The 19,631-nt window shown below is 31.0% G+C and carries 23 protein-coding genes; all 23 read left to right on the forward strand.

The window, feature by feature from the left end; genetic code table 11:
• Positions 1 to 40 precede the first annotated feature (40 nt).
• The 23 genes from KPL55_RS02450 (at position 41) to KPL55_RS02560 (ending at position 19,567) form a co-directional block, all read left to right on the forward strand.
• The gene (locus KPL55_RS02450) at positions 41 to 559 is read left to right on the forward strand and encodes a GNAT family N-acetyltransferase (protein ID WP_216305125.1); all 519 of its coding nucleotides are present in this window, start codon (positions 41 to 43) and stop codon (positions 557 to 559) included.
• A 159-nt stretch (positions 560 to 718) separates the two neighbouring features.
• Positions 719 to 1,435 carry a hypothetical protein gene (locus KPL55_RS02455; protein WP_216305126.1) on the forward strand — a complete coding sequence of 239 codons (717 nt, stop codon included), beginning with the start codon at positions 719 to 721 and terminating at the stop codon, positions 1,433 to 1,435.
• A 189-nt stretch (positions 1,436 to 1,624) separates the two neighbouring features.
• Positions 1,625 to 1,885: a DUF4321 domain-containing protein gene (locus tag KPL55_RS02460; protein WP_376770420.1), complete on the forward strand. Its 261-nt coding sequence runs from the start codon at positions 1,625 to 1,627 to the stop codon at positions 1,883 to 1,885.
• A gap of 10 nt (positions 1,886 to 1,895) precedes the next feature.
• Positions 1,896 to 2,471: a Maf-like protein gene (locus KPL55_RS02465; protein WP_216305127.1), complete on the forward strand. Its 576-nt coding sequence runs from the start codon at positions 1,896 to 1,898 to the stop codon at positions 2,469 to 2,471.
• A 17-nt stretch (positions 2,472 to 2,488) separates the two neighbouring features.
• A complete protein-coding gene (radC, locus tag KPL55_RS02470) occupies positions 2,489 to 3,169 on the forward strand; it encodes a RadC family protein (RefSeq protein ID WP_216305128.1) in 681 nt (226 codons plus the stop codon).
• Positions 3,170 to 3,189: 20 nt separating this feature from the next.
• Positions 3,190 to 4,197, forward strand: coding sequence for a rod shape-determining protein (locus KPL55_RS02475; protein ID WP_216305129.1), 1,008 nt, complete (start codon positions 3,190 to 3,192; stop codon positions 4,195 to 4,197).
• A 1-nt stretch (position 4,198) separates the two neighbouring features.
• The gene (gene mreC, locus KPL55_RS02480) at positions 4,199 to 5,044 is read left to right on the forward strand and encodes a rod shape-determining protein MreC (RefSeq protein ID WP_216305130.1); all 846 of its coding nucleotides are present in this window, start codon (positions 4,199 to 4,201) and stop codon (positions 5,042 to 5,044) included.
• Positions 5,045 to 5,054: 10 nt separating this feature from the next.
• Positions 5,055 to 5,546, forward strand: coding sequence for a rod shape-determining protein MreD (mreD, locus tag KPL55_RS02485; protein WP_216305131.1), 492 nt, complete (start codon positions 5,055 to 5,057; stop codon positions 5,544 to 5,546).
• Positions 5,547 to 5,586: 40 nt separating this feature from the next.
• Positions 5,587 to 8,466, forward strand: a complete 2,880-nt coding sequence (locus KPL55_RS02490; RefSeq protein ID WP_312887197.1) for a penicillin-binding transpeptidase domain-containing protein — start codon at positions 5,587 to 5,589, stop codon at positions 8,464 to 8,466.
• A 288-nt stretch (positions 8,467 to 8,754) separates the two neighbouring features.
• A complete protein-coding gene (gene minC / locus KPL55_RS02495) occupies positions 8,755 to 9,387 on the forward strand; it encodes a septum site-determining protein MinC (RefSeq protein ID WP_216305132.1) in 633 nt (210 codons plus the stop codon).
• Between the two features lie 15 nt (positions 9,388 to 9,402).
• Complete coding sequence (gene minD / locus KPL55_RS02500; protein ID WP_216305133.1) at positions 9,403 to 10,209, forward strand: septum site-determining protein MinD; 807 nt, start codon at positions 9,403 to 9,405, stop codon at positions 10,207 to 10,209.
• Between the two features lie 15 nt (positions 10,210 to 10,224).
• Positions 10,225 to 10,488 (forward strand): cell division topological specificity factor MinE, encoded by a 264-nt coding sequence (gene minE, locus KPL55_RS02505; RefSeq protein ID WP_216305134.1) that lies wholly within the window; start codon positions 10,225 to 10,227, stop codon positions 10,486 to 10,488.
• Positions 10,489 to 10,586: 98 nt separating this feature from the next.
• The gene (gene rodA / locus KPL55_RS02510; RefSeq protein WP_376770422.1) at positions 10,587 to 11,699 is read left to right on the forward strand and encodes a rod shape-determining protein RodA; all 1,113 of its coding nucleotides are present in this window, start codon (positions 10,587 to 10,589) and stop codon (positions 11,697 to 11,699) included.
• A 69-nt stretch (positions 11,700 to 11,768) separates the two neighbouring features.
• Positions 11,769 to 12,143: a methylglyoxal synthase gene (gene mgsA, locus KPL55_RS02515; protein WP_216305135.1), complete on the forward strand. Its 375-nt coding sequence runs from the start codon at positions 11,769 to 11,771 to the stop codon at positions 12,141 to 12,143.
• Between the two features lie 133 nt (positions 12,144 to 12,276).
• Positions 12,277 to 12,666, forward strand: coding sequence for a hypothetical protein (locus KPL55_RS02520; RefSeq protein WP_216305136.1), 390 nt, complete (start codon positions 12,277 to 12,279; stop codon positions 12,664 to 12,666).
• A 61-nt stretch (positions 12,667 to 12,727) separates the two neighbouring features.
• Positions 12,728 to 13,588 carry a M50 family metallopeptidase gene (locus KPL55_RS02525; RefSeq protein ID WP_216305137.1) on the forward strand — a complete coding sequence of 287 codons (861 nt, stop codon included), beginning with the start codon at positions 12,728 to 12,730 and terminating at the stop codon, positions 13,586 to 13,588.
• Between the two features lie 183 nt (positions 13,589 to 13,771).
• Entirely contained in the window at positions 13,772 to 15,616 is a 1,845-nt protein-coding gene (locus tag KPL55_RS02530; protein ID WP_216305138.1) for a TIGR03960 family B12-binding radical SAM protein, read from the forward strand.
• Entirely contained in the window at positions 15,604 to 16,353 is a 750-nt protein-coding gene (locus tag KPL55_RS02535; protein WP_216305139.1) for a TIGR03936 family radical SAM-associated protein, read from the forward strand. The genes KPL55_RS02530 and KPL55_RS02535 overlap by 13 nt, the downstream gene beginning before the upstream one ends.
• A gap of 12 nt (positions 16,354 to 16,365) precedes the next feature.
• Positions 16,366 to 17,808, forward strand: coding sequence for an Rne/Rng family ribonuclease (locus KPL55_RS02540; RefSeq protein ID WP_216305140.1), 1,443 nt, complete (start codon positions 16,366 to 16,368; stop codon positions 17,806 to 17,808).
• A 141-nt stretch (positions 17,809 to 17,949) separates the two neighbouring features.
• Entirely contained in the window at positions 17,950 to 18,261 is a 312-nt protein-coding gene (gene rplU / locus KPL55_RS02545; protein WP_216305141.1) for a 50S ribosomal protein L21, read from the forward strand.
• A gap of 2 nt (positions 18,262 to 18,263) precedes the next feature.
• Positions 18,264 to 18,596, forward strand: a complete 333-nt coding sequence (locus KPL55_RS02550; RefSeq protein ID WP_216305142.1) for a ribosomal-processing cysteine protease Prp — start codon at positions 18,264 to 18,266, stop codon at positions 18,594 to 18,596.
• A gap of 4 nt (positions 18,597 to 18,600) precedes the next feature.
• Positions 18,601 to 18,903: a 50S ribosomal protein L27 gene (gene rpmA, locus KPL55_RS02555; RefSeq protein WP_216305143.1), complete on the forward strand. Its 303-nt coding sequence runs from the start codon at positions 18,601 to 18,603 to the stop codon at positions 18,901 to 18,903.
• Positions 18,904 to 18,955: 52 nt separating this feature from the next.
• A complete protein-coding gene (locus KPL55_RS02560) occupies positions 18,956 to 19,567 on the forward strand; it encodes a Spo0B domain-containing protein (protein WP_216305144.1) in 612 nt (203 codons plus the stop codon).
• Positions 19,568 to 19,631: the final 64 nt, after the last annotated feature.

Raw genomic sequence — 19,631 nt, forward strand, 5'->3', positions numbered from 1 at the left:
AATAATTTCTAATTAGAGATGAAAGTAAAGAGGGGTAGGCATGTTTAACATAGATATTAAGTTCAATGATGTTAGTATTATAAATGTAGAAAAAGAAGATATATTTAAAATAAAGAATTGGATTAATAATCAACATGTTTATAACATAGAAGATGGATTAAATTATGGCATTCGAGAATTCTATGAAAGATATTTAGAGTATTTTGTCAGTGAAGGTGAGTACTTTGTTAAAGTCTTATGTAAAAATGAACTTATTGGCATTTTAAAGGGTAGGATAGAGTTTAAAAATCCTAATGAAGTATGGATTATGTGTTATCTAATGGAATCGAAAATGTATGGTGATGATGTATCAACTATAATAATTAATGAATTTTTAAAGCATTTTCATGAGAATTATGGGATAAGTAATTTCTATACTTTTGTTTCAGCTAATAATAATGATATGCTGAAATTATGGAAAAATAATAACTTTGAAATAAGTAGAGTAACAAATAATTTTTTAGAACTAGATAGTAAAAACAATGATATGCTCATTTTAAAGAAAACAATTATAAACTAGAAAAACAGGCATTTAATGTCTGTTATTTTTGTTGTAGAAATTAAATGGGAAATAAATTATTCCACGCAGGTTTCTAATATATTTTTATTTTTTGATTCTAAAATCATTTTATTATTAATAATATTCTAAGAGAGATCTATTAAGTTAGGGGATGTTAAAGTGAGATATACAAGATATAATTATAAAGCGCCCAAGAAAAATAATAATTTTATAATTATTATTACATTAACATTAATAGTAGCAATTGCATTGGGAACAGTTTTTTCTAAACTGCTACCTCATAATATGCAAGGTACAAGCACCACGGATAAGACCACTAAAGTAAGTTTAGAAAAAGATGCGGTAGACACTTCTAAATCGACCGCGGTAAGCAATAGTATAGATTATGTAGCATTGCAATGTGGAGTTTTTAGTAATAAGGACAGTGCTTTGCAACTTAAAAATAGCTTAACTGAATTTGGTACACCATTTATTATTGTAGAAGGTAATTTAAATAAAGTTATATTAGGAGTTTATCCAAGTGGCGGCGTAGAAAGTGTTATTAAACAACTTAATGCAAAAAAAATAACTTTTGTTAAGATTAGCTACAAATTAGATGGATCAGATTCAACCAGCGCGCAAACAAATGAAATGATAAGCGCAGATGTTAAAATATTAAATAAACTTTCAGAAAAAGATACTAAATTATATAAAACTGCGGATCTTAAGAAATGGATGCTCACATTAAAGGGCGCAGATGAAAAAAGTAAAAATTATAGTAACATGAGCGAAATAAAAACATATTTAACAGCATTACCACAGGAATTTAAAAAAGAAAAAACAGAAGAGGGATATATATATATATATAAATTTATAAAAAAGATGTTAAAGGCATAGAGGATTACACGCAAATGGATTATTTTAATCTATTTGCGGTTTTTCACGTCTGATATTCAGTTGGTATTCCACAAACTTAATGAAATTTAATTATTAACTTTTTTTGAATAATAATTTTATATACTTGTGCAACAATTTATTAAATGTTAAAATGTATAAGATATATAAGTAAAGTGGGGGGCGAACGATTTGAAAAGTGCAGATAAAAGAAATCCGTATTTTATTTTTTTTATAATGATAGGTGCCATTTCAGGAAGTTTTATAGGTGAACTATTAGGAAATAATATCGGTGCACTCAAATTTTTTAAGACTTCATTCACGATAGGTATGAGTACACCTATGCTTATAGATTTAAAAGTGCTTGCAATAAATTTCGGTATAAATTTTAATATTAATATTATGTCTATTATAGGCATTATTTTGGCAATAATATTATATAGGAAATATTAGGAGTGGTGTAGTGAATATTATTCTAGCTTCTGCGTCGCCGCGCAGGGCTGAACTTTTAAAAAGAATAACTAGTAATTTTAAGGTGATGGTAAGTGATTTTGAAGAAAGTGACATATTATTTTCTGGGAATTGTGGAGACTATGTTATGACTTTAGCAAAAGGGAAAGCTTTGGCTATTTGCAGTAGCGTGAAACACTCATCTGTTATAATAGGATGCGATACTATTGTTTATTTTCGCGGTAAAGTGATTGGTAAGCCTAAAGACAATCTTGAAGCTGTTCAAATGCTTAGTGATTTAAGCGGTAATACACATGAGGTATATACAGGAATTGCAGTAATAAATACAAAGACTCAAGAGATTAGCACTGAATATGTTTGTACACAGGTGAAATTTTCAAAATTATCAGAAAAAGAAATAAACAATTACATAGAAACAGGCGAATCTAGTGGAATGGCTGGGGCTTATGGAATACAAGGAGGAGCATCTTTATTTGTAGAAGAAATAAAGGGCTGCTATTATAGTGTTGTGGGGTTGCCAGTGAATAAATTGTATTATATGTTAAGGGAGATGGGGGTCAATCTATAAAGGAGTTGTTTATAGTAATGGCTTATAAAATTATGGATTTGCCCCAAAATGAAAGACCAAGAGAAAAACTATTAAGATATGGCGCTGATACATTATCCAACAATGAACTGTTAGCTATAATACTTAGAATAGGTTCGAAAGATGAAAATATTATAAGTCTTTGTGGTAGGATAATTGCTGAATGTGGCGGCCTTAATGGACTTTACAGCTCAAGTGCAGAAGAATTTATGAATTTAAAAGGTGTTGGAAATGCCAAAGCAACACAACTTTTAGCACTTATAGAGATTTCAAAAAGATTTAGAAGCTTTAAATCAGGAGAAGAGTACAAAATTACTTCCCCAAAAGATGTTGCAGAATATCTTATGGAGGATATGAGATATTTAAAAAAGGAATACTTAAAATTAGTTATGCTTAATACGAAGAATGTAATTATAAGCATAAAGGATATCTCAATTGGTAATTTAAATACTTCAATAGTACATCCAAGAGAAGTTTTTTACGAAGCTATAAAAAAGTGTAGTGCTTCCGTGGTTATTTGTCACAATCATCCTTCAGGGGATCCAACGCCTAGTAAGGAAGACATAAGCATTACTTTAAGACTTAAGGAATGTGGCAAATTACTAGGAATAGAAGTGCTTGATCATATAATAATTGGGAATGGAACTTATACGAGTTTAAAAGAAAAAGGAATGCTTTAGATACGAAAGGGGAAATTATAATGGGAATATTCGGAACATCTCGTGATATGGGAATAGATTTAGGAACAGCAAATACGTTAATTTACTTGAAGGGGAAAGGAATTGTACTAAGAGAACCTTCTGTTGTAGCTATAAATATAAATACTAATAAGGTACTTGCCGTTGGCGAAGAGGCTAAACAAATGATAGGTAGAACACCAGGTAATATTGTTGCAATTAGACCTATGAGAGATGGTGTCATTGCAGATTTTGATGTTACTGAAAAGATGCTAAAGCATTTTATAAATAAAGTTAGCCCAAAAGGACTTACAAGTCCAAGAATTGTAGTTGGATTTCCATCTGGAGTAACTGAAGTTGAAAAAAGAGCAATAGAGGAAGCAACTAAAAGTGCAGGTGCAAGAGATGCATATCTAATGGAAGAACCAATGGCAGCAGCTATTGGAGCTGGACTTCCAGTAAATGAGCCAACAGGAAGCATGATAGTAGACATTGGGGGCGGAACTACAGAGGTTGCAATTATATCACTAGGTGGTATTGTAACATGTATGTCTCTAAGGGTAGCAGGGGATGAGTTTGATCAATCAATAATAGCTTTTGTTAAAAAGCAACACAGCCTAATGATAGGTGAGAGAACAGCAGAAAATATAAAAATGGAGCTTGGGTCAGTATTCGTATTAGAAGATGATGAAATGAGCATGGAAATAACAGGACGTGATTTAATAACAGGGTTACCAAAAGTTATAGAGGTAACACAAAAAGAGGTAAGAGAAGCATTAAGTGAACCAGTTCAAGCAATAATTGAAGCGATAATAACAACCCTTGAAAAAACTCCACCAGAGCTTGCATCAGATATAATGGAAAAAGGAATTATGTTAACTGGAGGCGGAGCGCTTCTAAAAGGAATAGATGCACTTATAAACCGTGAAACACATATGCCAGTGCATATATCTGAAAATCCACTTGATTGTGTCGCTATAGGAGCAGGCAAGGCACTCAGTAATATTGACGTTATGAGTAAAAGAAGATAATATGGGATTTCTAAAAAATAAGCTGGCAGTAGTTATCATAATACTGTCAGTTACATTTTTATCACTAATTGGGTATAGTGCAAATCGAGGAAAAATGTCTTTCGTGGAGAATGGCGTGGGTGCAACAATAAATTCAGTGCAAGGTATATTTTATAAAGGATTTACAAGAATAGGAAATTCTTTTCAATTTATAACAAATATTTCAGATGTCAAGGCTGAAAATGAGCAACTTAAGAAAATTAATAGTGAATTTAAAAGCAAGGAATTGGAATATGATACCTCAATAAAAGAAAATGAAAGATTTAGAAAGGTTTTTGATTTATCAAAGCAGAAAGATGAATATAATTATGTAGGCGCTAACATAAAAGGATTAACTGGAAGTAGCTTTATGGATGGGTTTATCATAAATAAGGGAGAAAATAAAGGAATAAAAAAAGGGATGGTAGTTGTAACTGGAGATGGAATAGTAGGTCAGGTTTCATCTGTTGGTGATAATTGGGCGAATGTTTATTGTTTATCTAATGAAAATATTGCAGTGGCAGCGCTTGTTAAAAGTACAAGAGACAATAATGGCATTGTTAAAGGATATAAAGATGAGAATAATAAATTGCTTGCACAAATAGAGCGACTTTCATTAGATTCCAAAATAAAAAAAGGTGATGTAATATTAACATCAGGTCTTGGAGGTATATACCCATCTGATATTAAAATAGGCAAGGTGCTGAGTGTTCATGAGGACAAAGGAGAAGTAATGAAAACTGCTATAATAGAGCCTTATGTTGACTTCTCAAAGATTGAGGAAGTTTTTATTTTGGTGCAAAAGGACCCTAGTCAAATAAAATATTAGGAGTTGTATTATGAAGAAAATATTAACTGTAGTATTGTTAAGTATTCTATTTTTAATACTAGACAATACTCTGATGCCCTTATTTAAGGTGCACGGAACATATCCAAGTCTAATATTTATATTTGCACTGTGTTATTCAATTGTTAGTTCACCAAAAGACGCAGTAATAATTGGCGTTTTTACTGGTGCACTTCAAGATGTGTATTTTTTTAATGGTTTTGGAATCAATATGTTAAGTAACATGCTTATGTGTGTTGCAGCTTCATATATAGGTAAAAATATATTTATTGAGAAATCATTTTTGCCTATAATATCATCTTTTATATTAAGCGTAGTAAAAGGTTTTATAATATTTTGTGTATTGATTTTGATAAAAAAATACACAGATATAGGCGTAATATTCTATTATGGAATATACAATTTAATAGTATGCATATTTATGTACAGATTTACATATAAACTTTCACAAAAGGAGTATATGAAGACAGATTGGAAATTTTAAAATAGTACATCTAGTTAACTTTTAAAAGGTTGGTGAAATAGTGAGTCCGAAAAATAAAAAAGACAAAGAGTTTTCTAGGTTTAATGCTTTATCTATGATTATGATATTAATTTTTGTTGTTATTATTTCAAGGTTAATAAATATACAAGTTATAAATGGTGAGGTCTATAAGGAAAAAGCAAATCTACAAAATCATAAGATAATATCTACAGCAGCTCCAAGAGGTGAAATAATTGATAGAAACGGTGCAAAACTCGCTACAAGCAAGCAAAGTTATACATTGATATTTACTACAACTGATGAGAGCGAAGTAAGTTTAATTCCAACTTTGGACAAAGTATTTAAAATTCTTGATGATAACAAACAAATACTACTAGATGAGTTTTTGCTTAAAGTGAAAACTAATAGTAATACAAAACTTACAGAATATAGCTTTGATTTTAAGACGTCAGACAAAGTATCTCAGGATTGGTTAGAGATTAGATTTAAGAAAGATCGAGGGTTTGAAGAAAAAGTTATTAAAGAGCTTTATAAAGATAAAAAGAAAGATGACTTAACTACTGCTCAGTTTAAAAAAGTTGATGAAGCTCTTTTAAAGATTACACCGGTTGAAGTCTTTAATAAATTAGTAACGCTTTATGGTCTTGATAAAATTAAGGATCCCAAAAGCAAAGAGGAACTTAGAGATTATATGGTAGTTAAGGATAATATAAAGATGCAGAGTTTTTCAGGATATAAGCCTGTAACTATTGCTGATAATTTACTTGAAAACTGTGCCTTTATTTTTGAACAAATGCAACCAGAAATGCCAGGTATTAGTATTATAACTCAGCCAGTTAGAGTTTATCCTAATAAGGATTTAGGGTCTGCCTTTTTAGGATATATTTCTAAGATAAATCCTTGGGATGCAAATAAGTATGAGGAAAAAGGTTATGATATAAGTTCTGATTATATAGGGACGGCAGGAATTGAATCAGCGTTTGAAGATGTTTTAAAGGGTACTAAGGGGCAAGAAAGTATTTCAGTTAATAAGCAAGGCCGTAAAGTTAGTACCTTAGGTGAAATTGAAACTTATCCAGGGCAAACAGTGCAACTTAACATAGATAAAAATATGCAATACGCTGCGGAGAAGTCCTTAGATGCTGTAATGCTTGATTTACAAAAACAAGGGAATAATACAGCGCAAAGTGTAAACACAACAAATGCAAACAGAGGTGCTGTGGTTGTACTTGACGTTAACACAGGTAAGGTATTAGCTCTGGCAAGTAGACCTGGATACGATCCTAATATCTTTGCTACCGGCTTAACTAGTGATGAGTATAATAAAATGTTTGCTCCAGTTACAGAGCAAAAGGGATTAGAGTATATTCAAAAAAGAGGGCTAACAAATATTGAAGGTGTGCTAAAGGATACAGATATGGCTAAATCCAAACAAGAAAAGGAAAAAATAATACTTGATTATATGTTTCCACTTGATAAAAGCATAGAAGAAAATACTACAATAAGAAAAGATAATAGTGATATTTTCCCTAAAGCAACTTTCAATTATGCAACTAAATCTTTAATACCACCTGGTTCCACATTTAAACCAATGACAGCTATAGCGGGTCTAGAAGAAGGGGTTATAACTAAGGATAGTCAGGTATATGATTCTGGACCGTACAATGAACGTTATCCAAGCGTAACTGCTGCTTGTTGGATATGGAATGAACATCACGGTTCCCACGGATGGGTAAATATTCAAAAGGCAATGAGAGAATCTTGTAATTACTATTTTTATGATGTAGCTGATAAACTTTATGCTCACGCTGGAGAAAATAAAACTGGTTTAGACTTATTATCCAAATATGCGTGGAAATTCGGTCTTGGTATAGAACCCAAGAGTAATAAAAAACCTTCTACAGGGATAGAGATACCTGAAAACTTTGGTCAGGTATACAATTATGAATCAAGTAAAGAGATACAATCCAATATTCATAGAAGCAGTCTGGTGGAAACTCTACAAAGTGGAGTGAATTCTAAACTTGTTAAATTTAAACCTCTTGACTTAGTTTCACAAAAAGAGAGTGGCACTAAAAAAGAGATAGAAGAAATTAAAGAATTAAATCAAAACAAGGTTAAGCTTCTTGCTTTAATTAAGACCGAAATGAAAAAGGAGAAAAAGAGCAGCGAAGATTCAATTTCTAAAAGTATGAATAGTGCTATTAAGAAACTCATTGAGGATTCTTCAGTTCTAATAAAGAATAATTATACTGATAAAGACATTTCAGCTATAATTTATGCTATAAATACAGAAATATCTTCAGCTAACACCGAATTGAACTCTGCTGCTAGTGCATATTATGCAGCCATAGGGCAAGGATTTAATGCGTTTACTCCTCTACAACTAGCCAATTATGTATCTACTATGGTCAATGGTGGAAATAGATATGAATTGCATTTGGTTGATAAAACGTTAGATCCAGATGGAAATATAATTAAGGAAACTAAGCTTGTAGTTTTAGAGAAAACTAACGTAGCTGCTAGTACAATTGATATAATTAAAGAGGGAATGCTTGAAGTTACTAGTGATTCTCAAGGTACTGCATATAATGTCTTTAAAGATTTTCCTATTCAAAATGGAGGAAAAACAGGTTCGGCTACTTTCAATGATCTTACTCAAAGTGCTCTAGGAAGAACTTCATATGGATATTATATAGGGTTTGCACCCTATGATAAACCTCAAATAGCTGTTTGTGCAGTAGTTTTTGATGGAGGTCATGGTGGCTGGGTTGCACCAGTTGCTAAAGCAGTTTATGAGCAATACTTTAAAGCTGAACTACTTAAAATAGACGCTGAATATAAATTTATGGTTGATCCAGAGGAGAATACTAGCAATATAGACTTAAATAAAGCTACTACTGGTAATGCTCACGATTAGTAAAAAAATGGTTGGAACAGTAAATAAATGAGGTTTTCAAGTGAGCTCTGACAAAGTTATTTGTTAGGGTTTGTTTGATTATTATAGAATAATTTGAAAATAAAAAAAAATATATTGAAATTAAGCAGGAATTTACATATAATATGTTGAAATAGTAGTTTAGTCACATTCAAATAAATATACTTGTATTTTTATATGTTATTAATTTGAAGGTGCCTTAGGTTCAATTATGGAGCAAAACAATTAATAATTGCTTTTCAACCCAGAGGAGAGCTAGGAGGTAAAAAAATGGTTACAGATAAAATAATCATTAAGGGAAATAAAGAGGGATTAAATGTAGTTATAAATATGAATCATTTTAGTGATTTTGATGATATGTTAGAATCTTTAATTGAAAAGCTTGCTCAAGGAAGAAAATTTTACAAAGGTAGCACACTTAAAATTACTACTGAACTTAAATACATAAATGAGCGGGAAAGTAGAAAATTAAAAGAAGTATTATTTGATGAGTTTTTAATTAGTGATTGTATTTTTCAAAACACCGAGGAGTCTACTACAAAAGTGTTTACAGGAATATATGAGGGGAAAACCAAATTTTTAAGAAAAACCATAAGAAGTGGACAAAGTATAAATTACCCTGGTAATGTAGTTATAATTGGTGATGTGAATCCGGGAGCTGAAATATATGCAACAGGAAATATAATTGTAATGGGCAATCTAAGAGGACTTGCACATGCAGGCACGAATGGTAATGAAAAGGCTATAATAGCGGCAGTAAAGCTAGAACCTCAAATACTTCAGATTGCTAGCATAGTTACTCGGTCTCCTGAAGATGAAATTAAACCTCAATATCCTGAGGTAGCTAAAATTAAAAATGGTAACATCATTGTAGAGCCGTATTTACCGAATAAATATATATAATGGAGGGAATTCAACATGGGAGAATCTATAGTTATAACATCAGGTAAGGGTGGGGTTGGAAAAACAACTACTACCGCGAATATCGGAACAGCGCTTGCATCTATGGATAAAAAAGTGGTAGTTATCGATGGTGATACTGGACTTCGTAACCTAGATGTTTTGATGGGGCTTGAGAATAGAGTAGTATTTACATTAGTAGATGTTATTGAACAAAGATGCAGGTTAAAGCAGGCATTAATTAAAGACAAAAGATTTAGCAATTTATATTTATTGCCAACAGCTCAAACAAGAGATAAAAATGACATTAATATAAAAGATATGCTTTTAGTAGTAAATGAGTTAAAGGAAGATTTTGATTACGTTATTATAGATTGTCCTGCAGGTATTGAACAAGGTTTTGAAAATGCAATAGTGGGAGCTGATAGAGCTATAATAGTTGTTAATCCAGAACTTACTTCTGTTAGAGATGCAGATAGGGTTATAGGCAAATTAGACTCTAAAGGTATTGATAGGCATGAGGTTATAGTGAATAGAATGGATTATGAAATGACAAGAAATGGCGATATGTTGTCTGTAGATGACATTATAGAATGTTTGGCAATTAAATTAATAGGGGTTGTCCCAAATGATAGAAGGGTTACAATTTCAACAAATAAAGGGGAACCAATTGTTCTTGATGAGAAGGCACTGGCAGGTATAGCTTTTAAAAATATTGCAAGAAGAATAATGGGAGAAGAAGTATCTTACGCTACACTAGATGGGTCATCGGCTAGTGACATAGGATTTTTTGCTTCTATAAAAAGAATGTTTAAAGGAATATAGGAGGAGGAGAGATTAATGAATTTATTTAAAATGTTTTCTAATAAAATTTTCTCTAAAGATATAGCAAGTGATAGATTGAAGTTAATTTTAATACATGATAGAGCAGACTTTTCACCAGATTTTCTAGAAATGATAAAGGCTGATATATTAAAGGTAATCTCAAAATACGCTGAGGTAGAAACTGGGGAAATAGAAGTTAGATTAACAACTACGGAAGAATATGAGGGGCACTCACCAGCGCTCATTGCTAATATACCAATAAAAAAAATAAAGAGATAAGGCGTTAAAAGCTATGTATAATTAACAAGTTAAACATAGCTTTTTCTTCTTAATATGATATAATCATATTTGAGATGGAGGTAGGTATGACCATGAAAATTTTACAAAACCTAAGACTTAATAAAAAACTTTTAAGGGAACTAGATTACAGCGCAATAGTGTTTGCAATTTGTATTGTTATTATTGGATGTTTAAATATTTATAGTGCAAAAAAAGGCACGGCAAGTGGAATTTCTTTAACCAAAATGCAAATTGCGTTTATGATATTAGGTCTTATTACTGTGTATCTTCTTTTAGTATTTGATTATATGTTAATAGAAAATTATGCCGTGATAATATATTGGGCAGGAATTATGTTATTAATATTTGGAAATATATCAGGGCAAGTTACAAATGGTGCTAATTCTTGGATAAGATTTGGCGGTATAGGGATACAACCATCGGAATTTGCTAAAATTGGTATGATAATCATGCTTGCTAAGAAGATAGATGGTATGGAAGGGAAAATTAATGATGTAAGGAATCTACTCGAGTTGTTGTTTTACGCAGCGGTGCCAATGATTTTAATTGTTATTCAACCGGATATGGGAATGACTATGGTAAGCTTTTTTATAGTACTCGGAATATTTTATTGTATGGGACTAAATTACAAAATTATAATTGGTGGACTTACTTCGGTTTTGCTTTTAGTTGTAGGAATATGGAATTCTGGAATTATTGAACCGTACCAGAAGGGTAGACTCACAGCCTTCTTAGACCCTGAGAAATATGATTTAACTTCTGGACTTCAACTTATTCAATCAAAACTTGCAATAGGCTCAGGAGGCATTTTTGGAAGAGGATTTGGAAAGGGAGTTCAATTTAATTCTGTTCCAGAAAATCATACAGATTTTATTTTTGCTGTTTTAGCAGAAGAATGGGGACTTATTGGTGCACTAGTTTTATTATTATTGTATGGACTGCTTATATACAGGTTAGTAAAAATTGCAAAAGAGTCTAAAGATATTTTTGGAACTGTGCTTTGTGTTGGATTTGTTTCTAATTTACTATTTTCAATAATGCAAAATGTAGGGATGACAATGGGACTTATGCCCATTACTGGAATAACTTTGCCATTTATGAGTTATGGGGGAAGTTCCTTGTTAACAAGCTTTATGGCACTAGGACTAGTGCTTAATGTAGGTATGAGAAGAAAAAAAATAAATTTTTAAACACATAGATTTTTAAACATATAGATTAAAGGGTATAATGAATTTAGTTATTACATAGGGGGAGAAAAAATGAGAATAGCATTAGTAGCACATGATAAAAAGAAGGATGATATAATCGATTTTGCAACGCGTTATAAAGAAATTTTAGAAAAACATGATTTATATGGAACAGGAACAACAGGAAAATTAATAAATGAAAAGGTAGGACTGACTGTTACTAGATTTTTATCAGGACCTCTTGGAGGCGATCAACAAATAGGTGCGAAGCTTGCACAAGGGGAAATGGACATGATAATTTTCCTAAGAGATCCACTTACCCCTCAACCTCATGAGCCAGATATCTCGGCACTTCTTAGATTATGTGATGTGCATTGTGTACCACTTGCTACAAATTTAGGAACGGCTGAAGTTTTGATGAGAAGTCTAAAAGACCGTGAATACTAATATACTCAAGAAAGCACTGCAGAATATGCGGTGCTTTTTTACGCATAATGGATACTTTTTTCTTGTGATATGTAATAAATTCAAGGAAAATTAAATATATATAAATAGTGAAAGAATGCATAGGAGGGAAAAAATGGGCAATTATAATACGCAATATCAAAGCTATTATAATAATTTAACAAAAAAACATAGAGGTTCAAATAATTTTTCTAGTGAGAGTAAGAAACAAGGTGGTTTTTCAAATTTTTATATAAAGAGACTAACTAGGGAATTAGTTGGTGTCTTAGTATTGTTTATTGTTGTTTTGATTTTGAAGAGCGTAGGTACGCCTAAAACTCAATATGCCTATAATTATTCTAAGCAAGCAATTAATAAACAATATAACTACAGTGGATTACTAGTTAAAGCTAAGAGTGTTAAATTTAAGAATGTGGGAGTTCTTACCGGTAATTTATTTGAAAAAGTTAAAAACACAATTTCGAGTGTAGGTGGGATAAATAGTACAGATAAGGATTTTAAATAATCAAACAAATTTAATTACTTTTATAATTTAGAGCAACTTAGTAATGGCTTTGGGGGATTAATTGATAAGAATAAGCAAGTTATTTATACCGTACATTATTTTGTTAATAATATTAGGCTTCAAAGGGGAGCTTGTAATATCTTTTGTTTTTGTATTTTTACATGAGCTAATGCATTATTTAACTGCGAGAATTTTAGGCTTTTCGGGTTTTGATATAGAAATACTTCCTATTGGGGCAGTACTTAAGGTAAAAGACTTAGATGAAGCAAGTGCTAAAGAGGACTTGATAATTTCTTTAGCGGGTCCAATATTCAACTTAGTAATAGCAGCTATCTTTTATACTTTATTTATATTATATAATATACCTTATTTTCATTTGATTTATAGAAGCAATTTAGCTTTAGGTATTTTTAATCTTATACCAGCATTTCCACTAGATGGGGGAAGGGCATTTCGTGATATCCTTAGCATCAAAACTATATATAGAAAGGCAAATGAAATATCTATAAAAGTTAGTATGGTCATTGGAAGTGTTTTCATGTTTATATATTTTGTAAGTGTCTATGCAAATAGAAACAATTTTACTTTAGGTTTAATAACGATATTTATTTTGATATCTTCAATTAAAGAGAAGGAAAGGATAGTATATTTGATTATGGGTTATATTATTAAGAAGAAATACAGGTTTATAAAAAGAGGATATGTAGAAAATAGAAGTATATCTATTTTTTGTGATAAAAATTTATTATCTGTCCTAGGAATAATTGATAAGAATAAATATAATTTATTTACTATACTTGATGAGAACATGAGTTTGATAGAAACTTTGTATGAGGAAGAAATAATAGAGGCAATAAAAGCATATGGTAATATAAGTTTAAGTGAATATATAGAAATTAAAAAATTAAAAGGTACTTTATGAGAAAATACATTTCGGAATGACCAGCCTAATGCGGGCTGGTTATTTTGTTTATTTAATTAAAGAAATTTTTCATTTTGAAATTTAATGTTCATGTGTTAAAATAAAATAATGTGGTATTTACGAGGGTAAATATTATAAAGAATTATTGTTTACCCTAGATGAAAAAAACGAGGAGTGGTTTTTGTGAATAAAATTTCAGATGATATCTTATTTAAGGTCGAAAAACCTGCTAGATATATAGGTGGAGAACTTAATTGTTGTTATAAAGATTTAGACAAAATTGATATAAGATTTGCTTTTTGCTTTCCTGATGTGTATGAAGTGGGAATGTCGCATTTGGGTAGCAGAATACTTTATCATGTATTAAATGAAAGAAGCGATACTTACTGCGAAAGAGCTTTTGCTCCTTGGCCAGATATGGAAAAACAAATGAGAGAAAACAATATAGAATTATATGCTCTTGAGAGTAAGGATTCTTTGAAGGAATTTGATATTTTAGGGTTTACTCTGCAATATGAGATGAGCTACACTAATATACTCAACATGCTTGATATGTCAGGCATTACTATAAGAGCCTCAGAGAGAGGCGAAAACGAACCTATAGTTATGGCTGGGGGCCCATGTGCTTATAATCCTGAACCTCTGCATGATATAGTGGATTTCTTTGAGCTTGGTGAAGGCGAAGAAATAATGAATGATGTTCTAGATGTTTATAAAAATTTTAAAGGTCGCAAAAAAGAGTTTTTAAGAGAAATATCTAAGATAAGAGGAATATATGTGCCTTCATTGTATGAGGTTTCTTACAACGAGGATAATACTATTAAGGAATTTAAACCTAAATATGATGATGTTCCGAGCAGAGTTAAAAAAAGATTTGTAGTTAATCTTGATGAAGTTGCTTTTCCAGAAAAAATGGTAGTTCCGTATACAGAGATAGTACATGATAGGGTAATCCTGGAGACATTTAGGGGATGCACCAATGGATGTAGATTTTGCCAAGCAGGAATGATATATAGGCCAGTCAGAGAAAAGAGCACTGCGAGTCTTATTGATGCTGCGGATAAATTATTAAAGAGTACAGGGTATAGAGAAATATCTTTAAGTTCTTTAAGTATATGTGATTATTCAGATATACGAAACCTTATAACTACACTAATTGAAAAACATAAAGAAGATCACGTTAGTGTATCTCTTCCTTCGATTAGAATAAATTCCTTCTCAGTAGACTTAATTAAGGAAATACAAAAGGTTAAAAAAACCGGCATAACTTTTGCGCCGGAAGCTGGAACTCAAAGAATGCGTGACATTATAAATAAGGGCGTTACAGAGGAACAAATATTAGAAGCTGCTAGCAGCGTTTTTGCTTCAGGTTGGTCAACTATTAAGCTTTATTTCATGGTGGGGCTTCCTTATGAGACTATGGATGATGTACGAGGAATTGCAGAGCTTTCAGATAAAGTTGTAGCAGAATACTTTAAGATTCCTAAGGAAACACGAAAAAGAGGCCTTCGGGTTACTTCAAGTTCAGCTATATTTGTTCCAAAACCATTTACTCCATTCCAATGGGCACCACAAGCAACAATGGAGGAAGTAGTTGAAAAAATAAAAGCTGTTAAGTATGCAATAACTAGTAAGGCAGTTATATATAATTATCATGAATCTGTAGTATCGTTTTTAGAAGCAGTAATTGCTAGAGGAGACAGAAGAGTTTGTGATGTTATAATCAAGGCGTTTGAAAAAGGTGCAAAATTTGATGGTTGGTCTGAGTATTTTAATTTTGAAATATGGAAAGAAGCACTTGATGAATGTGGCGTTTTAGGAGAATTTTATGCTTATAGAGAAAGAAGTTATGATGAAATACTTCCTTGGGATTTCATAGATATTGGAGTTAATAAAGAGTATTTAATCCTTGAAAATGAAAAAGCTAAAAAAGTAGAATTAACACAAAATTGTATGTTAGGCTGTACGGAATGCGGAGTTAATGTTAATTTTAAAGAAGGGACGTGTTTTAAAGGTTGCGTTATTTAATTAAGTACACTAAAGATAATGAAATTAAATTTGTTGCTCATCTAGATCTAATGAGAACTCTTCAAAAAATAATTAAAAGATCTGAGCTTCCAATAGAATATTCAAAAGGATTTAATCCTCATATGGCAGTATCCATTGCACAACCTTTATCTGTGGGGGTACATTCAAATGGTGAATACATGGACGTAGTTTTAGCACGAGAGCTAGATGAAGAATATATTATGGCGAAAATGAATGAAAACACGCCACGTGGAATTAAAATTTTAGATGTGGTAAAAGTTATCCCTGTAGAAGGTTTAAAGAAACCTGCACAGGCTATGGCAATTATTGATGCAGCGAAATACACAATTAATCTAAAATGCATGATTGATATAGAAAACACAACTGATTTAAAAAGCACTATTGAAGAGGATGTTTTGAAAGCAATAAATAGTATTAGTGAAAGCAATGAGTGGAACATCATTAAGAAGACTAAAAGTGGAGAAAAAATGGTTAATATAAAACCTTTAGTTCTAAAATTTGATTATAATGTTGATAACTATATTCTTAGCATATCAACTCTTATTACATGTGGAAGTCGTGATAATTTATCTGCTAGGCTACTTGCAGATTACATGAGCGAGAATATAGAGTCAATTAATAAAGAGTCTTTCGTTGATATAACAAGGGAAGAAATGTATGCATATAAAGAAGAAAAATTAGTCACTCTTAGTGAATTTTTTAAAATAGGACAATAGGAGTAGGTAAAAGTGAAAGAAATATATATTGAAAGACAAGAAAAGTTTTTAAGAATAGCTATAAAGGAAAATAATAAGTTAAAGGAATGCTTCATAGAAGAGGAGTATAGTGGTCCAATTCCAGGAGAAATATATAAGGGCGTTATAAAAAATATTGTCCCAGCAATTAAGTGTGCTTTTGTAGATATTGGGCATAATAAAGATTGCTACATGTATCTTGACGAGCGATTTAATAATACCAAGATAAAAAAGGGCGATGAAATAATAGTTGAGGTTTTAAAAGAAGCGATAGATAAAAAGGGAGCGAAAGTTACTAGTGCTTTTGGTATTCCCGGCACATACTGCGTAATTGTTAATATTAATAAAGATATAAATTTTTCTAAGAAAATAAACAATAAAGCTTTTGAAGCAATGGTGCGAAGTTCATTAGACAAACCTAGCGACATAGGCGTAATGATTAGGACTAATGCATTTGATGTAAATATTGAAGTGTTAAATGACGAAGTGTCTGATTTATATGAAATATATAAAGATATTATAAATCGCGCTAAGTATTCCTTAAATCCCATTTTACTATTTAGTGATGCTGGAGCATTAAACAGAACCCTTCGTGATATATTGGATAAAAATACATTTAAAATAGTATTAAATAATGAAAGTGATTTTGCATATGCTAAAAAATATACTCAAAATAGATCTGATATAGATGTAAAAGTTGAACTGCATAATGAAAGTAGAATGCTTCTCGATTATTATGGAATAGAAAAAGAAATACTAAGCCTTCGTAATCATAGAATTTCTCTGAAATGTGGAGGGAATATTGTAATTGATAAAACAGAGGCAATGTATGTAATTGATGTTAATTCAGGAAAAAATGTAAAAAGCCATTCACTACAAAAGACGGCGCAAAGTACTAATATAGAGGCGGCGACAGAAATAGCAAGGCAGATAAGGCTCAGAAATTTAAGTGGAATCATTATAATAGATTTTATTGATATTGAGGACTTAGATGTGAGAAGAAAAATATTAGATGCCCTAAGAGAGGGTTTTGCAGATGATAAAAATAAGACAGTAATTTATCCTTTTACACAGCTTAATCTGGTTCAAATTGCAAGGCGTAGACGTGGAAAATCTATATATGAGTTTATTGAAGAACCATGCAAACATTGTGATGGTAAAAGTACTAGGGTTAGACTATCCTACATCGAATTCTTAATTAAAAATGAAATATTTAAGATTCAAAAGGAACAGGGAATAAAAGACATATATCTAGAGCTTGATTTGATTTACAAAAAGGATGTTATGGAGGATGTTTTAGAATTTGTAAAACAAATAGGGGCACTTGAAAGTAGTGTTTATGTGGATTTTACAACACATCTGGAAAAATTCAAAGTTGAATCATTAATTTTTGCAAATCAAATACGGGATTTGTTAGCATTTAAGATATATGGATAAATGTACTTTACAAACATACGAATATATGATAAAATGGCTTTTGTAGGCCGCACACACAAGGTTATGAAACATACTTGCTTTAAAAGTTACAATAAAAGTATGTACCTGGGATGGCGAGACTGGATCAAGGAGGTGTATTTTATGTACGCAGTTTTAGTTACAGGTGGAAAACAATACAGAGTTCAAGAAGGAGACGTTTTATTCGTTGAGAAATTGAATGCTGAAGTTGAAACAACTGTTGAATTTAATGAAATTCTTGCAGTAGGCAAGGAAGATGGTTTAGTAGTTGGTAAACCTTTAGTTGAAGGAGCTTCTATTGTTGCTAAGGTATTAGCACAAGGAAAAGCTAAAAAAGTTGTAGTTTTCAAGTTTAAGAGAAAGTTAGATTACAGAAAGAAACAAGGACACAGACAAGCATATACTAAGATTCAAATTGAGAAGATACAGGCTTAATTATGGTCAAAGTTAAATTTGTCCGAAGTTCTGGTAAAATAATTTCTTTTAAAATTAAAGGTCATGCTCAGCCTAAAGAAAAACAATTAGATGTAGATTTAATTTGTAATTCTATTTCAGTAATTTCTCAAACTACAGTTATTGGGATTGAGGAAGTTTTGAAAATTAAGGTTAAGTATGTTATAGATGATGGATTTTTAAATTTAAATTTAAAAGGTCAAACTCTAGAAGATATCGAAAGATGTCAAGTTTTACTTGAAACAATGATACTTGGACTCAAGAGTATAGAAATTACTTATGGTAAATATATAAATGTAGAAATAGAGGAGGTGTAATACTATGTTAGTTATGAACCTTCAGTTATTTGCTCATAAAAAAGGAGTAGGTAGCTCAAGAAATGGTAGAGATAGTGAGTCTAAAAGACTTGGTACTAAACGTGCAGATGGACAATTTGTTCTTTCAGGTAATATTTTAGTAAGACAAAGAGGAACAAAAATTCATCCAGGAAACAACGTTGGAATCGGTGGAGATGACACTCTTTTTGCTAAAATTGATGGAATTGTAAAATTCGAAAGAATGGGAAAAATGAAGAAAAAAGCAAGCGTTTATCCTGTTGCAGTAGAAATGTCAATCGCTGAATAATTTAAGGCACCCTTAAAGGGTGCTTTTTTAAAATTCTCTTTTGGAGGATATAATGATTGGAATAGAAAAAGTTAGATTAGAAGAAGATGGGTTAAAAGAAAATGGATCAGAAAGAAATGAAGTAGGAAAAGACGAATTAGAAAATTATATACTTTTACTTAGAAAACAAAGACACGATTTTATGAACGATCTGCAAGTTATATCTGGATATTTGCAAATGAAGCGGCCTGAGGGTGCTTTAGAATATATAGATAAATTAGCTAAGCAAAACATAATTATTAGTGAAATTTATAAATTGCAAGATAATAGATTTTCATTATGCATTGAAAGTAACCTTAAAAGATTATGGCTAAATGAAGTGAAAGTAGAAATAGATATAGAGATTGATAATTTTAAAGGTAAAATTTTCGAAGATCAATACAATAAAAAAAATAATTTAGTTAATACTATATTTATGGAACTAGAAGATACTAATCAAAATTTTATTTATATTTACATATTTGAAGATGAACTTGGTGAAAGTCTACTTATTGCTAATAATGAAACCATGCTAGGTGAATTAAGTTGGATGGAAGAATGGCAACAAATAGATGGAGATATAGATAATCTTAAAATTTATAAATGCAGTTTTGATAATAATATAGCTTATCGGTTTATATTTTAATCAAATTATATTCTAATCAAATTAATTGTATTCTAATGAATCAAAAATTTAAAAATAGAAAATG

Source organism: Clostridium lacusfryxellense (assembly GCF_018861735.1).
In the GTDB taxonomy this organism is placed as follows: Bacteria; Bacillota; Clostridia; order Clostridiales; family Clostridiaceae; genus Clostridium_AD; species Clostridium_AD lacusfryxellense.

Coding starts and splice junctions, on each gene's coding strand:
- radC (WP_216305128.1), top strand. CDS start 2,489: ATGGCTTATAAAATTATGGATTTGCCCCAAAATGAAAGACCAAGAGAA.
- minC (WP_216305132.1), top strand. CDS start 8,755: ATGGTTACAGATAAAATAATCATTAAGGGAAATAAAGAGGGATTAAAT.
- rpmA (WP_216305143.1), top strand. CDS start 18,601: ATGTTAGTTATGAACCTTCAGTTATTTGCTCATAAAAAAGGAGTAGGT.
- KPL55_RS02450 (WP_216305125.1), top strand. CDS start 41: ATGTTTAACATAGATATTAAGTTCAATGATGTTAGTATTATAAATGTA.
- KPL55_RS02550 (WP_216305142.1), top strand. CDS start 18,264: ATGGTCAAAGTTAAATTTGTCCGAAGTTCTGGTAAAATAATTTCTTTT.
- mreD (WP_216305131.1), top strand. CDS start 5,055: ATGAAGAAAATATTAACTGTAGTATTGTTAAGTATTCTATTTTTAATA.
- minE (WP_216305134.1), top strand. CDS start 10,225: ATGAATTTATTTAAAATGTTTTCTAATAAAATTTTCTCTAAAGATATA.
- mreC (WP_216305130.1), top strand. CDS start 4,199: ATGGGATTTCTAAAAAATAAGCTGGCAGTAGTTATCATAATACTGTCA.
- minD (WP_216305133.1), top strand. CDS start 9,403: ATGGGAGAATCTATAGTTATAACATCAGGTAAGGGTGGGGTTGGAAAA.
- rplU (WP_216305141.1), top strand. CDS start 17,950: ATGTACGCAGTTTTAGTTACAGGTGGAAAACAATACAGAGTTCAAGAA.
- KPL55_RS02520 (WP_216305136.1), top strand. CDS start 12,277: ATGGGCAATTATAATACGCAATATCAAAGCTATTATAATAATTTAACA.
- mgsA (WP_216305135.1), top strand. CDS start 11,769: ATGAGAATAGCATTAGTAGCACATGATAAAAAGAAGGATGATATAATC.
- KPL55_RS02560 (WP_216305144.1), top strand. CDS start 18,956: ATGATTGGAATAGAAAAAGTTAGATTAGAAGAAGATGGGTTAAAAGAA.
- KPL55_RS02475 (WP_216305129.1), top strand. CDS start 3,190: ATGGGAATATTCGGAACATCTCGTGATATGGGAATAGATTTAGGAACA.